We start from the raw sequence: 15,276 nt of genomic DNA on the forward strand, positions 1-15,276 counted from the left end.
AATAATTGAATCCTAAATCTGTCCTTTTACACAGTTTCATGTATATTTAATCGGGAACAGCGATATCAGGAATATCTACACAGTATTTTTCCCCCATCTTTACAGGATGATAGGATTTCTTGGCTTTTCTGAGACCGGGTATTCCCAAATCCTGTTCCCTGTTGATGTATTTAACATCAGACAGGTAATTTTCAACGAAGGTCTTGTTTACGAAAGCATATGAACCTCTTGTGGAGGAAGAAGCTTTTTCTATATGTATGATTCCCGTGTTGTCATTCATACGTTCGCCAATTGTAAAAGCAACTATTTTACTTTCCACATATACTGCCATAGCTTTCAGATTCAAAAATTTCATATTTTCTGTAATTTCGTCGATTCCCATTAATTCATATTCCAGATATTTATTTCCCCCGTTTTTTTCTCTATACCAGTTTTCAGCAGCAGTCTTGATATCTGATTTAACACCTGGTTCAAAAAAATCTTTGGCCTCGTAAGCATAGTTTTTTATAAAATAATTATAATGGTTTTTTTTGGCATGCAGTTTTTTGCCGGATAGAGAGATTAATTTTTCACTTGTGTAGATGTAGTCAAAATTATCAATGTCCTCTTTTATATCCATGCTGCTTCCATAAATTTCCTTCAAATCTTCTAAAAATGTATTTTCCGCATCTTCAAATAAATAAGCCATATTGTGTTCTCTTTTATATTTGACAAGTTCCTCTACTATGGCTTTTAAATTTTGTCTGATGTATCCTATTGGCTGCATAAAGTGATAATTCCCGTTGAAGTCAGCTTTTTTTATAATGAGAGCATCCTGGTAGACAGTGTATCTGATATCACAGGCCTTTCTCCATATTATGAGATTGGTGAATGAATATTCACTGGTGCTGAAATTGTAGCTGCCAAGATATTTATCAAAAATTGATTTATCCTCTAAAGTAATAGGTTCAAATTTAAGCATAAAAATTTTACAGTTCAATAAGTAGAAATTATAATTCTACTATTTACTGATAGTACCTCCTTTTATATTAGTTTCCCATTCGGATCTCAGTATACCGTAAAGATACATATCATATCTGATCCCGTCTCTGTATATAAATTGCCTGTAGGTTCCCTCTTTTTTAAATCCAAGTTTTTCATAAAGTCCTATGGCAGGTTTATTGTAGGATATGACAGTAAGTTGTATTCTGTGGAGATTTAATTCCTCAAATCCAAATTCCATAGTTAGATATAGGGATTCACTTCCTACTCCGCAGCCCCGGTACTTTTTCTCGCCAATGCCTATATATACTGTGGCAGTGCCGTTGTTCCACAGTATATTTTCAAAACCTGTTATTCCAATTATTTTTTCATCTTCCGTGTAATTTATTGCAAATATGCATTTATCCGAGGATCTCCTCGTATCATTTACTGCAGAACTTAATTCCTGCGCATTTTTTGGAAAAGCAGGTATCATGTCAAAATTTCTTAGAAAATATATATCATTGTACCATTTTTCTAAAGAAGGCAGGTGGGTATCTTTAAAGGAAGTGAGTGTTATTTTAGAACCTTTCAGTAGATCTTTAACCAAAATGTATATCACCTCTTGTATTTTGTAATGAATATGAAATATTTAAGTAAAAAATTAGAATTAAAGGATAATACTTTTTTATACATAATCATTATAACCTAATTTGTAAATTGTGTAAAACCGGTTGATATTAATCTTTTGTATATTATAATATATTTTTGACTATTATAGTATAGAAATAAGTATAACTTTGATAATATGTGAAATTTTTTTTGAATTAAAAGAAAAGAGGAATTAAAGTAGAATATTTAGGTATAACTTAAATTAATGGAGGAGTTTTTATGTCGGAAATAGTTGTGAAAGTTACAAGAGGATCTTTAATTGAAAGTGTCCATAGGGCTGATATAGCAGTGGTGAATAGTAATGGAAACCTTATATATAGTTTGGGAAATTCATATAAAGTAACTTATATGCGTTCTGCGGCAAAACCGCTGCAGACTTTGGAGATAATATTGTCAGGGGCGGCAGACAAGTTTTCATTTACGGATGAGGAAATATCTATAATGTGCGGTTCACATCAAGGGGAAGAATTTCATAGAAAAACTGTAGAAGGCATATTGAAAAAATTGGGCCTTAATGTTGATAACCTTCTGTGTGGTTCTACATTGCCGTCAAACAGGGAATATTCCCAAAGACTTCTGTGGAATCATGCAAAGTTAAATCCGACTTACACTGACTGTTCGGGTAAACATGCCGGCATACTCTCTGTATGTGTATTAAAAGGATATGATCTGGAGGACTATAATTCACCGGAACATCCCGTACAAAGGGAAATTAAAAAGATAATATCTGAAGTGTGCTCCATAAGGGAAAAGGATATAATTATAGGAACAGACGGGTGTACCGTGCCCGTTTTTGGAATGCCCTTATATAATATGGCGCTGGGTTATTCAAGGATTGCAAGCGGAAACGGACTGCCACAGGATTATAATAAGGCGGCGGACAGAATATTTAAAGCTATGAACAATGCCCCGGAAATGGTGGCAGGTACTGACAGATTTTGCACCGACCTCATAAAAAATACCCATGGTAAGCTTATCGGGAAATATGGCGCAGAAGGTGTATACTGTGTCGGAGTCAGAGGCAGTGGTTTGGGAATGGCAATCAAGATAGAAGATGGTAATGTTGACAGGGCGTTATGGCCAACCGTTGTTAAATGTCTGGAAGATCTGAATGTATTGGATCAGACTGAAAGCAAATCACTTGGTAAATATAGAAATCGACAAAATCTAAACAATGTAGGGGAAAAAATAGGCGACATATTCCCGGATTTTAACTTGAAAAAAAATCTTTAGAGCTTTCTAAATCAAAAAGTACAGAGTAAAATATTTAATCCTAAATAATTATTGGACTCTGTACTTTATATTGAAATTTATTCCGATAATTTCCTTAGCTTGTCTGTTAATGTACTTAAATTTTGTATTGAAGCATCTAGATTCTGTATTTCAGATAATTGGTTTTTAAAATTATCTACTGCGGATGAAATTCCCTGAGAAGTATTGCTCACGGATTTTTTTATTTCAGTTAAAGTTGAGTTTATTTCATTTATGGAGTTACTGCTTGAGTTGGATAATTTTCTTATTTCCTTTGCAACGACTGAAAATCCTTTTCCCTGTTCTCCTGCCCTGGAAGCTTCTATAGCTGCGTTTAAACCGAGTAAATTGGTTTCAGAAGCTATATTTTTTATAAAATTCAAGACTTCATCTGTATTTTCCGATTTACTCAAAGCATATTTTACCTCATCTAATATTTTTTTACTGGATTTGACAGTGTTTTCTATTCCGGAAGACAGCATATTCGAAGCATGTGAGATATTTTCTATGGATTCTGACAGAATTTTAGATGCTTCATTGAATTCATAATGTCTCTTCAGGCTTTTTACGAGAACTATACTTCCTATTATTTTATTTTCCTCTTTTACTGGTATTCCTATGGCTTTTATTTCAACTCCAAAAGTTTCTTTTGGAATTATAGAAGAATATACTTTTCTCGCTTTTATGCATTCATAGGCGGCTCCCTTCGGCCTCAGCGGATCGCCTGCTTTTGCATTCATTTTTATATTTTCGCTGTTTACGACTTTAATGAAATGGGTGGTAGTTGACATAGTGAAGGCGATTTCATCGTCGAAAAAATACTGCATGTAGGGCATTAAGGTATTGAATGCCTGTTGTATTTTGTTTTCAATTTTCATTTCTTCCATAAATGGTTCCCCCAATTTTAGTAATAATGTTGTTTATAGTTATACAATAGCACAAATGGAAGTATTTTTTAATTATTTTAGAAAATAAAAGTCACATTTGTCATTGTAATTAATATTATAAAAGTATAGAACACATGATGAAAAAAAAGAGTACCTAATAATATAATTTATTAAAGATGATAAGGAGGGATCTTTATGTCACGTAGAAGTTGTGGTAGACGAGGAAGCGGAAAAGAGATACTGGTTATAATAATAATTCTAATATTGTGTTGTGGTATTGATTGCGGCGATGTTGGAAGAAAATGCTAGATAAAAACTGCTGAATTATACCTTGGTTTTTGAAATAAAGAAACAGAAGATAAAAAATTAAGGTAACTTAAAAATTATATAATATAATTTAAAGATAATAAGGGGGGGTCTTTATATGTCACACAGATGTTGTAGTGGTGGTAGAAGCGGAAGCAGTGCAATAATAATAATAATTATATTATTGTTATTATGTGGTGGATGTGGAAGAGGAATATGCTAAGTAGTAAGTAGAAGGGAGACGATTTTCGTTTCCCTTTTTTTACTTCAAAGAAGCAGGTCTTCCAGAGAGTCTATATCTTTTATAAATATGAGGTTTTTGTTAAAATCTATTAGATTGTCTTTTTTCATGTTTATGAGCTCTCTTGAAAGAGACGGCCTTGGAATTCCCAGCTGATCCGCCATTTCCTTTCTGGTACAGTTTAAATATATTTTTAAATTTTTCTGCTGATGGTATTCTTCCAATATGTAAGAAGAAATTTTCTGACGTATGGTTTCATAGGATATATTTTTGAGCTTTTTATTCAACATGAGTATTTTATCGGATAAAAGAGACATAAAGTTTTTTAAAAACATGGGGAAAATATTACATAGTTTTAATATGTCTTCTTTGGATATAAACATTACAGAAGTACTGCTCGATGCAGTTATAGTGGCCGGATAGGTATTTCTGTTGGAGAATATTATAACTTCCCCGAATATATCGCTTTCCCTTAAGATACCTAAAGTTATGACTTTCCCCGAAGAAAATGTCTTCTGTACCTCTACATTTCCGTCTATGACTATTCCTATTTTTGAACAATCCGATTCTTCAATTGCTATTACCTCTCCCTTTGAATATTTTCTGGGAGTATATTCTATCTTTGCAAGCAATTTTTCAATATCGTTTTCTGAAAAGTTTTTCATCAATATGCAGTTGCTCAATACGTCATATATATTTTTCATATTTTCCTCCGCTTTGATATATAAAAATATTATTTTACAGTAACATAGGATACGGATTGTATGATTTTATTTTATTATAATATAGGCATAAAAACAAGGGAGGAATTTATGATGAAGAGAAAGATCGTCAATATAGATAGAGAAAAATGTGATGGATGCGGTTTGTGTGTAAATGCCTGTCATGAAGGTGCCATAGAATTGGTGGGTGGTAAAGCACGGCTTAAAGGTGATGAATACTGTGATGGCCTTGGAGACTGCCTTCCGGAGTGTCCTAGAGGTGCAATAGATATAATTGAGAGGGAAAGCAGAAATTATAAAGGAAATGTATCGGAACTCGGACAATGGCCGGTTCAGCTGAAGCTTGTAAATCCCAGGGCTCCCTATTTGAAAAATGCAGAACTTTTAATAGCGGCAGATTGTACGTCTTATGCTTATGGAAATTTCCACAGAGATTTTATAAAGGGTCATATTGTTTTAATAGGATGTCCAAAGCTGGATGATATAGATTATTATGAGGAGAAGTTTACCGATATCATAAAAAACAATAATTTGAAAAGCATAACTGTAGTGAGGATGGAGGTACCCTGCTGTGGCGGAATTGTAAATGCGGTTAAAAATTCAATGCTGAATTCTGGAATGATGGTTCCCTATAGGGAAGTTGTAATATCTATTGAAGGAAATATTATAGAAGATAAAAATTAATATGATAATTTTATGGGATGTATCAAAAAATGAAATATGGAATGTCGTTGAGAAATGTGGAAAAGTGTTCTGATGTAATATATAATAAAAGTAGAAAAGTTAATATTATAAATTTTGGATGAATTTTTCGGGAGATTAAGTGGAAAATTAATTTTGAAAACCACTTAGCTGCAGACTTTTGTTCTACAGCATCCTTGAATGGATAGCCGAAGGGGTAAGTGTTATTTCTCTTAGATAATATGAATCTCTCAGGTCAAAGGACCGAAAAAGGACAAAACTCTGGAAAGTTTTTGTCACCGAAGGAGTAAATCTCTCAGGTAAAAAGGACAGGGTAAAAGAGAATTCTTTTATCGTGTCCTTATTTTATGTTTAACAGGAAAAATTTGAAAGGAAAAAATGATATGGTAGAACCCATAATGGTAATTACTAATAATCCAACATGCAGGGAAAAGCTGTCAGACAGATATGAAATTGATTTCATAGACGGCAGTGCCATGGATGTATTAAAAAAAGCTAGAGATTACATACATAAAAATCACAGGCTGCTTACTCATCCACTTGTAAGTGGTGTGAAGCCCAATGAGGTCCCGTATAGGACTGTCATAATATCTAAAACAACTGAGAATACTGTAGATGTGGAGTCTTTAAATTATATAGAGATGGGAATTCATACTACTCAAAAATTTTTAAGGGATTATGGTGTTTCACATTGGAGTAAAAAAGTGCTGGATGACTTTTCAGTAGTAGATTATGATTTGATCAGATATAATCTTTGATAATTTATGTGTGAGCAGGGACATGAATATAAAGAACTGTTTATATTTTAACAATATTAGGAGGTATGAGTATGGAACATTTATACGATTGTATAATAATTGGCGGAGGGCCAGCTGGTCTGTCGGCAGGTCTCTATGCAGCAAGATCCAAGATGGATACTTTGTTGATAGAGAGGGCGAAATATGGTGGGCAGATAACTACCACGGATGAACTTGATAATTATCCGGGTTCCATTGAAAATTGTACGGGAGCCAGTTTAAGCGAGAGAATGAAAAAGCAGGCTTTGGACTTTGGAGTGAAGTTTGCAAAAGATGAGATAGTAGATTTGGATATTGATGGTGCAATCAAGGTATTGAAGAGCAAGAAGGAAACCTATAGGGCCAGGACAATAATAATTGCCACAGGTGCAAATCCAAGACTTTCAGGCTTCAATAATGAAAGGAAATTGAGAGGAAGAGGAATTTCCTACTGTGCAACTTGCGACGCCGATTTCTTTACAGACCTGGATGTAGCGGTAGTAGGCGGTGGAGATTCAGCTATCACCGAAGCAATTTATCTTACAAAATTTGCTAGCAGTGTTACGGTTATACACAGGAGAGATGCCTTGAGGGCAACAAAATCACTGCAGGAAAGGGCCTTTAACAATCCCAAAATAAAGTTTATATGGAATTCTATTGTAGTAGGGGCTGTAGGGGACGAAATACTCGAGGGATTGATCTTAAAGAATAAAATTACAGGTGAAAACAGGAAGTTGAAGGTAGATGGATGTTTTGTGTTTGTGGGATATGAGCCCATATCACAGCTTTTCAAGGGAAAGTTAACTATGGATGATAGAAACTATATAATAACGGATGAAGATATGAAAACAAACATTTCCGGAGTATTTGCCGCAGGCGATGTGAGGGAAAAATCTCTGAGACAGGTTGTAACTGCAGCAGCAGATGGTGCTATAGCAGCAACTACTGCAGAAAGTTATATAGAAGAAAAATAAAAAAATTGGAATAGGAGGAATTTACAATGCTTGAATTGACAAAACAGAATTTTGACGAGGAGGTTCTGAATTATACTGATAAGCCGGTATTTGTGGACTTCTGGGGAGACAAATGTGAAATGTGCAAGCAGCTTATGCCTGGAGTACATGGCCTGGAAGATAAATATGGCGACAAGATTAAATTTTCGAGCCTCAATATAAGTAAGGCCAGGAGGCTTGCGATAGGGCAGAAAGTTTTAGGACTGCCTACCATGATAATTTACAATAAAGGTGAAAAAGCTAGTACGATTACTGCGGATAAAATAAAATCTCTAGATGATGTCGAAGAATTTATCAAGTCCTGCTATGTTAAACTGTAAAAATTAGGAATTTAAATTCCTGGTTTTAATAAATTTGGAGGTGAATATATTGCGACTGGAAATTGGAAAAATTCATATCAGGGATATTCAATTTGCTGATGAAACAAAGATCGTAAATGGAATTCTCTATGTTAACAAAGATGAATTGCTGAAGAAGATTGGCGGTGACGATAGAATTGAACAGGTGAAAGTCGATATTGCCAGACCGGGCGATGAAACCAGAATCATACCTGTAAAAGATGTTATTGAACCGAGAGTTAAGGTAGAGGGGAAGGGAGGTATATTTCCGGGGTTTATAAGCAAAGTTGATACTGTAGGAGAAGGCAGGACACATGTACTTAGTGGAGCTGCAGTGGTTACAACGGGCAGTATTGTTGGATTTCAGGAAGGTATCATAGATATGAGCGGTGAAGGTGCAAAATATACTCCTTTTTCAAAGACGAATAATTTGGTTATAGTTTGTGAGCCCAAGAAAGGAATAAAACAGCATGAACATGAAGAAGCTGTCAGGATGATTGGGTTTAAGGCAGCAGCTTATATCGGTGAAGCTGGGAAAAATGTAGAACCGGATGAAGTGAAAATTTACGAAACCTTACCTTTATTGGAACAGGTGAAAAAATATGAAGGGCTTCCCAGGGTTATATACGTTTACATGCTTCAAAGCCAGGGACTCTTGCATGATACCTATGTCTATGGAGTAGATGCTAAAAAAGTTATTCCTACGTTTTTATATCCTACAGAGGTATTTGACGGTGCAGTAGTCAGTGGGAACTGTGTATCTGCCTGCGACAAAAATCCCACTTACGTTCATTTGAACAATCCGGTTATTGAAGATTTATATGACAGGGATGGAAAGGATATCAATTTCCTGGGCTGTATAGTTACAAACGAAAATGTGTATCTGGCAGATAAGGAAAGATCCTCTGATTTTACAGCTAAATTGGTTAAATATCTCGGAGCCGATGCAGTTATTGTGTCAGAAGAAGGTTTTGGGAACCCTGATGCAGATCTTGTAATGAATTGCAATAAGATAACAGACGAAGGCATAAAGACGGTCCTCATTACTGATGAATATGCGGGACAGGACGGTGCTTCTCAATCTCTGGCAGATTCTACAACCAGGGGAGATGCAGTTGTCACAGCTGGAAATGCAAATGAAGTAGTTGTACTTCCAAAGATGAAAAAAGTTCTGGGACACCTTGATGCTGCCAATATAATTGCAGGCGGTCATGTAAATAGTCTAAGACCGGATGGTACTATAGAAGCTGAGCTCCAGGTTGTGACTGGATCTACCAGCGAAGTGGGATTTACAAAGCTGACTGCCGAAGGTTATTGATTAATTGACCGGCAGAAACAAAGTGCCTCAGATATAAAAGTATAAAGTATACAAATTTTATTATAGAGTAAATCAGAAAAAATGATAAGTAGTATTTTAAAAAAAAATAGAAACTTATAGTGAGATAAAATATGGCTATTTACAATATATTTTTGAAAGGAATGGTAAAATATGTTAAAAGGTAAAAAGGTAATTGCTATAGGAGATAGAGACGGAATACCAGGACAGGCTATTGAGGCCTGCGCCAAATCGGCTGGAGCTGAAGTTATATTTTCTTCTACGGAATGTTTTGTTTGAACGGCTGCGGGAGCTATGGATCTGGAGATCCAACAGAGAGTTAAGGATTTAACTGAAAAATATGGTGTGGAAAATATAGTTGTAATTTTAGGAGGATCGGAGGCGGAAGCGTCAGGTCTTTCAGCGGAAACGGTGAGTGNTAAGGATTTAACTGAAAAATATGGTGTGGAAAATATAGTTGTAATTTTAGGAGGATCGGAGGCGGAAGCGTCAGGTCTTTCAGCGGAAACGGTGAGTGCCGGAGATCCGACTTTTGCAGGGCCGCTTGCAGGGGTTGCACTTGGATTGCCTGTTTATCATATTGTAGAGCCGGAAATGAAGGAAGAATTCGATGCACAGGTGTATGATGAACAATGCGGTATGATGGAAATGGTTCTGGATGTAGATGAAATAAGAAAAGAAGTTAAGCAAATCAGGGATGAGTATTCAAAATACTAGAAAAATTCATGAAAGCTTTGCAAAACTTTGAAAGGAGATATGGGTTGATATGATTAGAGTTGTGCATTATATAAACCAGTTCTACGCCGGCATAGGAGGAGAGGAAAAGGCAAATTACAAACCCGAGGTGAGAGATGGTTTCTTTGGACCGGGAATGGGACTAAACGGATTATTAAAAAAGCAAAAGGATAATGTGGAAATAGTTGCCACGGTTATCTGCGGAGATTCTTATTTTAATGAAAATATAGATGATGCGAAAAATGAAATACTGGGCATGATTGAAAAGTATAAACCAGATTTATTTATAGCAGGACCTGCTTTTAATGCAGGCAGATATGGCATGGCTTGCGGTGCAATTTCAAAGGAAGTTCAAGATAAATTGGGAATACCTGCAGTTACCGCCATGTACCCTGAAAACCCAGGTGCAGATCTGTTTAAAAAGTATTTGTATATAGTTGAAACTAAAAACAGTGCTGCAGGAATGAGAAAAGCTCTTCCCAAAATGGTGTCGCTGTCTTTAAAACTTGTTAAAGGTGAAAAGGTAGGTTCTCCCGAAGAAGAAGGATATATTGAAAGGGGTATAAGAAAAAATTGCTTCAGCAGTAAAAGAGGATCTGAACGGGCGGTGGATATGCTTGTAAGCAAACTAAAGGGAGAAAATTTTGAAACGGAATTTAAAATGCCCGTATTTGATAAAGTGGATCCCAACCCACCTGTAGAAAATATCGCCGAGGCTAAAATCGCACTTGTTACTTCTGGAGGTATAGTTCCCAAGGGAAATCCTGATCATATAGAATCTTCCAGTGCTTCTAAATTTGGAAAATACAGTATAGAGGGGGTTGAAAACTTGACTCCTGAAAATTTTCAAACAGCTCATGGGGGATATGATCCGACTTATGCCAATGAAGATCCTGACAGGGTACTGCCTGTGGATGTTTTGAGAAAGATGGAGAAAGAGGGTAAGGTAGGCTCTTTGCACAATTATTATTATGCAACTGTAGGTAATGGTACGGCGGTAGCCTCGGCTAAGAAATTTGCCGGAACTATAGTTAAAGAGCTTGTGGCCGATGGAGTTGATGCAGTTATATTGACCTCTACCTGAGGAACTTGTACTCGTTGCGGTGCAACGATGGTAAAAGAAATAGAAAGAGGCGGACTTCCTGTTGTCCATATGTGTACTGTAGTTCCAATATCGCTGACAGTTGGGGCAAATAGAATAATACCTACTGTAGCCATACCTCATCCGCTTGGAAATCCGGCTTTGGATGAGGAAGGAGAATTTAAATTGAGATATGGACTGGTTGAAAGGGCATTAAAGGCTCTCTCGACTAAGGTGGAAGGGCAGAAAGTTTTTGAGTAGGATTGTATAAATACTGGGGGGAATTGAAAATATTTGATTTTCAAGTCCTCCAGTTTCTAAAAAATGAATGGAGGTTTTAAGATGGATTTTCCTGTTGTTAAAAAGGCTTCTTATGTTTTAATTGATGTGCCGGACATGGTATTACATAATGGTACTACCCAGAGTTTGGAAAAAAAGACAAATCCCAGTTCAAATTATCTAAAGAAGATAGGAGATCATTTGAGATCTTTTGAAGATGTGATATCTTATGCACCTAATCAGACTTATATAGGGAATATGACACCTGAGAGTTTGTCTGAAATGAAAAGGCCATGGTATTTAAACAGGGTAGAGGGAGCCAGCAGATTTGGAAAGTTTGGAGAAATCATGTGTGAGGATGAATTTTACGGGCTGCTTAAAATATCCGATGTATTTGATTTGGTGATTTTGGAAAAAAATTTTACAAAGTCCGTAAAAAAAAGCTTTGAAAAGCACCCCATTTTAAAAAGTAAAATAGGTGACTTAAAAGAGGGGGAGGATATAAAAAATATAGAGAAACTCATAGATGATGGAACAGGAGAAGGGCTTTATAAAAATGACAAGCTTGTAGGGTGTGTGAGGAGGGCCCATGAATTTGATCCAAACCTTTCGGCACATACCATGATTGAAAACTTGTCCGTAAAGGCATCAGGTGTTCTGGCTCTGATGCACCTTGTGGAAGATTACCAGCTGGATGTCAATCAAATTGACTATTTAATAGAGTGTTCGGAAGAAGCTGTAGGGGATATGAACCAGAGGGGAGGAGGAAATATTGCAAAAGCCTGTGGTGAAATAGCGGGAATAAAAGGTGCCACTGGAGTTGACATGAGGGGCTTTTGTGCAGGACCCACGCATGCGCTCATCACAGCTGCAGCTCTTGTACAATCAGGTGTATATAAGAATGTGGTGGTGTTTGCAGGGGGATGTACTGCCAAACTTGGGATGAATGGAAGAGATCACGTAAAAAAGAACATACCTATCTTGGAAGATTGCCTTGGCGGTTTTGCAGTTCTTGTGTCGGAGAACGATGGAGTGAGCCCCGTACTTAGAACCGATATAGTTGGCAGACATACGATAGCTCATGGTGCTGCACCCCAGGCTGTGATACAGGCACTTGTACTCGATCCCCTTGCTAAAAGCGGGATGAAAATCACAGATGTGGATAAGTTTGCGCCGGAAATGCAGATACCGGATATAACAGAACCGGCGGGTGCAGGTGATGTGCCTACTCAAAATTATAAGATGATAGGGGCTCTGGCAGTCAAAAACGGGCAAATTGAAAGAAAACAGCTGCCCTTATTTGTTAAAAAGCACGGTTATCCCGGATTTGCACCCACTCAGGGACACATACCATCCGGTGTTCCCATTATTGGACACGGCATAGAACATATAATGAGTGGAAAATTGAACAATTTTATGGTAATAGGAAAAGGAAGCCTGTTTTTAGGAAGAATGACCAATCTGTTTGACGGGGTATCCATACTTGTGGAGAAAAACAGCGGTAGAAAAGAAAGTGACAGTGAAGTATCCAAGGATGAAATAAAGAAAATCATAGCACAGGAGATAAGAAAGTTCGCCCAGCATCTAATAGACGGTTAAATTTTTTGATATGAAGGAGGGGAATTATGGATAGGACAAGGAAATTGATTGCAGAAGCGTTTGAGGATATAGCAGATGGTATAGAAACCGGAAGTTTTAAGAAAAGACTCAGGATAGGGCTTACGATTTATGGTTCGGAACACGGAGTAGAAGAGATGATAAAGGCTGCACAGTTAGCTAAAAATAAATACGGCGATTTTGACGTAGTTCTTATAGGACCTGATGTAAACTGCGGTTTTGAAACTGTTGAAGTGCAGGATGCGGAAGAGGGCCATAAAAAAATGATAGATCTTCTTGATAAGAGAAAAATAGACGGGTGTGTGACACAGCATTTTGATTTTCCCATAGGGGTTTCAACAGTAGGTATGCTTGTTGCTCCCGGCAGCGGCAAAAATATGGTTCTTTCGACTACTACAGGCACTATGTCTACAAATAGAGTGGAGGGCATGGTTAAAAATTCTATAGCCGGTATTGCCGCCGCAAAGTCCGTAGGTATAGATAATCCTTCAGTTGGAATTTTGAATGTAGACGGGGCCAGAGGTACACTTAGGGCGCTTAAAGAACTGCAGAGCAAAGGTTACAAAATAAATTTTGCGCAATCTCTGAGAAAAAATGGAGAGGTATTGATGCGTGGAAATGATCTTCTTTCAGGTACCCCGGATGTCATGGTCTGTGATTCGCTTACAGGGAATATACTTATAAAGATATTCTCAGCTTATACCACTGGAGGAGATTATGAGACCCTCGGATATGGATATGGCCCTGGTATAGGGGAAAATTATGACAAACTCGTAAATATAGTATCCAGGGCATCGGGGGCGCCTCTTATCTGTGAAGCACTTAAATACTGTGCGGTATGTGCTGAAAATGATGTTCTCAAGGTGGCAAAAAGTGAATTCCAACGTGCAAGAAATGCCGGACTGGAAGAGATATTGAACAGGGAGAGACCCTCAGAATCAGGAGAGATAAAGATACCGCCTAAGGAAGTAGTGACTTATGCAATACCGGGAATAGATATATTGGAGCTGGACAGTGCCTGCAGGGCATTGTGGAAAGATGGGATATATTCTGAAAGCGGCATGGGATGTACAGGTCCGGTGATCTTAGTTAATTCTGAAAAAGGTTCACAGGCTGTGGAAGTTTTGAAAAAGGCCGGATACAAATAAGAGGGATAAAACAGCCCTCTTATTTATTTTCAAAAGTTCCGTATACTGTGGGTTTGTAGTTTTGCACCATGATTTTTCCCCTGCTTACGACAGTGTTGATATTTAGTTTATCGTCCAGTAAGATCAAATCCGCGTCACAGCCTTCAGCTATTTTACCCTTGCCTGGAAACTTGAGAAATCTGGCCGGAGAGGCGGTGAGGGGAATAAGCGCCAATTCCATGGGAACGCCGCTTTCAATGGATTCCCTTATGGAATCCATGTCAGTGGAAGGCATCCCTCTGGTCAATTTGGTCAGCTTTCCGTTTTTATCAAAAAAAGGCATACTTCCCCCTGCGTCAGAGCTCATGGTTATGTGATATGGAGAAATGTTTTCCTTTAATATAGATTGATATAATTGTGATGAGCTCACAGCATCATCACCTTCATTCTTAATTCCTGTGGTTATGTCGATGAAACCTCCCATTTTTAGATATTCTATGCATTGACCGGACAATAGTTTGTTCCTGTTTAGATGTGTGGGAAGCAGGTTCTCAAATGGCATATCTGAATCCTCCACTATGTCAAATACAGGAGTGAGCCCTTTTTTTCCGTCTCCCATGTGCATGTGGAGTACCCCGCATTTGCCCGAAATAAGGCCGCCCACCCTGGTTTCACAGGCCAAGTGTATCAGATCTTCATCAGACGGATGGCTTCCCCTGTGATCCGAAACGGCTATTTCGCCGGCACCTATTATTTTATCTATAGTGACAATGTCACTTCTGACACTGTTTGTAAGGGTTCTTGTCGGGACATCATAGCATCCCGTCCAGCAGTATGTGGTTATTCCTTCAGACTGGAGGGCCTTTGCCTTTGCCAGCAGGCCGCCCATATTTCTTGTAATCCCGTCCGTACCTAAAAGGCCGACACATGTGGTAACACCATTTGATGTTAGATCAGTGAGATTCAATTCCGGTGTCCTGTTTTTGAAGCCTCCTTCTCCACCTCCGCCATTTATATGTACGTGAAGATCTATTAGTCCGGGAACAGCCTTTAATCCAGTACCATCCAGTATTTTCACCTCCGGAAAATTTCTACTTGGGATGCTTATACTTTTGGATATATATGCTATTTTGTCGAAACATATAAATATGTTTTTTTTACCTAGAAATTCAGGATCAAATACATCTACATTTTTTATCAAGAGCATAGTGTTTTACACCTCCCTGAAGTTAT

Annotated in this window: 15 protein-coding genes and 2 riboswitches; of the genes, 10 read left to right on the forward strand and 5 right to left on the reverse strand. The window is 37.4% G+C overall.

Going from position 1 to position 15,276, the window contains the following annotated elements; genetic code table 11:
- Positions 1-46 precede the first annotated feature (46 nt).
- Both AB8S09_RS09060 and AB8S09_RS09065 read right to left on the reverse strand, forming a co-directional pair.
- Positions 47-961: a DUF2156 domain-containing protein gene (locus AB8S09_RS09060; RefSeq protein WP_369868984.1), complete on the reverse strand. Its 915-nt coding sequence runs from the start codon at positions 959-961 to the stop codon at positions 47-49.
- Positions 962-1,000: 39 nt separating this feature from the next.
- Positions 1,001-1,573: a GNAT family N-acetyltransferase gene (locus AB8S09_RS09065; protein ID WP_369868996.1), complete on the reverse strand. Its 573-nt coding sequence runs from the start codon at positions 1,571-1,573 to the stop codon at positions 1,001-1,003.
- Positions 1,574-1,851: 278 nt separating this feature from the next.
- Between AB8S09_RS09065 and AB8S09_RS09070 the strand changes: the two genes are divergently transcribed.
- On the forward strand, positions 1,852-2,865 hold the full coding sequence (locus AB8S09_RS09070; RefSeq protein ID WP_369868985.1) for an asparaginase: 1,014 nt from the start codon (positions 1,852-1,854) through the stop codon (positions 2,863-2,865).
- Between the two features lie 77 nt (positions 2,866-2,942).
- Here the strand turns inward: AB8S09_RS09070 and AB8S09_RS09075 are convergent, their stop codons facing one another.
- Both AB8S09_RS09075 and AB8S09_RS09080 read right to left on the reverse strand, forming a co-directional pair.
- Positions 2,943-3,770, reverse strand: coding sequence for a methyl-accepting chemotaxis protein (locus AB8S09_RS09075; RefSeq protein ID WP_294182304.1), 828 nt, complete (start codon positions 3,768-3,770; stop codon positions 2,943-2,945).
- Between the two features lie 573 nt (positions 3,771-4,343).
- Positions 4,344-5,021, reverse strand: a complete 678-nt coding sequence (locus tag AB8S09_RS09080) for a Crp/Fnr family transcriptional regulator (RefSeq protein ID WP_369868986.1) — start codon at positions 5,019-5,021, stop codon at positions 4,344-4,346.
- A 111-nt stretch (positions 5,022-5,132) separates the two neighbouring features.
- On the opposite strand from AB8S09_RS09080, the gene AB8S09_RS09085 reads away from it, so the two are divergent.
- The 9 genes from AB8S09_RS09085 to grdD all read left to right on the forward strand — a co-directional run bounded on the left by AB8S09_RS09085 (position 5,133) and on the right by grdD (position 14,064).
- Positions 5,133-5,723, forward strand: coding sequence for an ATP-binding protein (locus tag AB8S09_RS09085; RefSeq protein ID WP_369868997.1), 591 nt, complete (start codon positions 5,133-5,135; stop codon positions 5,721-5,723).
- Between the two features lie 118 nt (positions 5,724-5,841).
- Positions 5,842-5,997: riboswitch (glycine riboswitch) on the forward strand.
- A gap of 2 nt (positions 5,998-5,999) precedes the next feature.
- Positions 6,000-6,056, forward strand: a riboswitch (glycine riboswitch).
- A 32-nt stretch (positions 6,057-6,088) separates the two neighbouring features.
- Positions 6,089-6,499 (forward strand): GrdX family protein, encoded by a 411-nt coding sequence (locus AB8S09_RS09090; RefSeq protein ID WP_367112682.1) that lies wholly within the window; start codon positions 6,089-6,091, stop codon positions 6,497-6,499.
- A 71-nt stretch (positions 6,500-6,570) separates the two neighbouring features.
- On the forward strand, positions 6,571-7,491 hold the full coding sequence (trxB, locus tag AB8S09_RS09095; RefSeq protein WP_294182306.1) for a thioredoxin-disulfide reductase: 921 nt from the start codon (positions 6,571-6,573) through the stop codon (positions 7,489-7,491).
- A 26-nt stretch (positions 7,492-7,517) separates the two neighbouring features.
- On the forward strand, positions 7,518-7,850 hold the full coding sequence (locus AB8S09_RS09100) for a thioredoxin family protein (RefSeq protein ID WP_294182307.1): 333 nt from the start codon (positions 7,518-7,520) through the stop codon (positions 7,848-7,850).
- Positions 7,851-7,899: 49 nt separating this feature from the next.
- A complete protein-coding gene (locus AB8S09_RS09105) occupies positions 7,900-9,186 on the forward strand; it encodes a glycine/sarcosine/betaine reductase component B subunit (protein WP_369868987.1) in 1,287 nt (428 codons plus the stop codon).
- A 171-nt stretch (positions 9,187-9,357) separates the two neighbouring features.
- Positions 9,358-9,921, forward strand: coding sequence for a glycine/sarcosine/betaine reductase complex selenoprotein A (gene grdA, locus AB8S09_RS09110; protein WP_369868988.1), 564 nt, complete (start codon positions 9,358-9,360; stop codon positions 9,919-9,921).
- 49 nt (positions 9,922-9,970) lie between these two features.
- Positions 9,971-11,281 carry a glycine reductase complex selenoprotein B gene (gene grdB, locus AB8S09_RS09115; RefSeq protein ID WP_294182310.1) on the forward strand — a complete coding sequence of 437 codons (1,311 nt, stop codon included), beginning with the start codon at positions 9,971-9,973 and terminating at the stop codon, positions 11,279-11,281.
- Between the two features lie 81 nt (positions 11,282-11,362).
- On the forward strand, positions 11,363-12,898 hold the full coding sequence (grdC, locus tag AB8S09_RS09120; protein ID WP_294182311.1) for a glycine/sarcosine/betaine reductase complex component C subunit beta: 1,536 nt from the start codon (positions 11,363-11,365) through the stop codon (positions 12,896-12,898).
- Positions 12,899-12,924: 26 nt separating this feature from the next.
- Positions 12,925-14,064: a glycine/sarcosine/betaine reductase complex component C subunit alpha gene (gene grdD, locus AB8S09_RS09125; RefSeq protein ID WP_294182312.1), complete on the forward strand. Its 1,140-nt coding sequence runs from the start codon at positions 12,925-12,927 to the stop codon at positions 14,062-14,064.
- Between the two features lie 19 nt (positions 14,065-14,083).
- Here grdD and iadA read toward each other — a convergent pair whose 3' ends face one another.
- Positions 14,084-15,250, reverse strand: coding sequence for a beta-aspartyl-peptidase (iadA, locus tag AB8S09_RS09130; RefSeq protein WP_294182313.1), 1,167 nt, complete (start codon positions 15,248-15,250; stop codon positions 14,084-14,086).
- Positions 15,251-15,276 lie beyond the last annotated feature (26 nt).

The sequence above is a fragment of the Clostridium lapidicellarium genome (assembly GCF_041224415.1).
In the GTDB taxonomy this organism is placed as follows: Bacteria; Bacillota; Clostridia; order Clostridiales; family Clostridiaceae; genus Clostridium_B; species Clostridium_B lapidicellarium.

What these genes read in the sequence shown, in the direction of transcription:
- AB8S09_RS09060 (WP_369868984.1), bottom strand. Translation starts at nt 961, where the DNA reads ATGCTTAAATTTGAACCTATTACTTTAGAGGATAAATCAATTTTTGAT.
- AB8S09_RS09070 (WP_369868985.1), top strand. Translation starts at nt 1,852, where the DNA reads ATGTCGGAAATAGTTGTGAAAGTTACAAGAGGATCTTTAATTGAAAGT.
- AB8S09_RS09075 (WP_294182304.1), bottom strand. Translation starts at nt 3,770, where the DNA reads ATGGAAGAAATGAAAATTGAAAACAAAATACAACAGGCATTCAATACC.
- AB8S09_RS09080 (WP_369868986.1), bottom strand. Translation starts at nt 5,021, where the DNA reads ATGAAAAATATATATGACGTATTGAGCAACTGCATATTGATGAAAAAC.
- AB8S09_RS09085 (WP_369868997.1), top strand. Translation starts at nt 5,133, where the DNA reads ATGAAGAGAAAGATCGTCAATATAGATAGAGAAAAATGTGATGGATGC.
- AB8S09_RS09090 (WP_367112682.1), top strand. Translation starts at nt 6,089, where the DNA reads ATGTTTAACAGGAAAAATTTGAAAGGAAAAAATGATATGGTAGAACCC.
- trxB (WP_294182306.1), top strand. Translation starts at nt 6,571, where the DNA reads ATGGAACATTTATACGATTGTATAATAATTGGCGGAGGGCCAGCTGGT.
- AB8S09_RS09100 (WP_294182307.1), top strand. Translation starts at nt 7,518, where the DNA reads ATGCTTGAATTGACAAAACAGAATTTTGACGAGGAGGTTCTGAATTAT.
- grdC (WP_294182311.1), top strand. Translation starts at nt 11,363, where the DNA reads ATGGATTTTCCTGTTGTTAAAAAGGCTTCTTATGTTTTAATTGATGTG.
- grdD (WP_294182312.1), top strand. Translation starts at nt 12,925, where the DNA reads ATGGATAGGACAAGGAAATTGATTGCAGAAGCGTTTGAGGATATAGCA.
- iadA (WP_294182313.1), bottom strand. Translation starts at nt 15,250, where the DNA reads ATGCTCTTGATAAAAAATGTAGATGTATTTGATCCTGAATTTCTAGGT.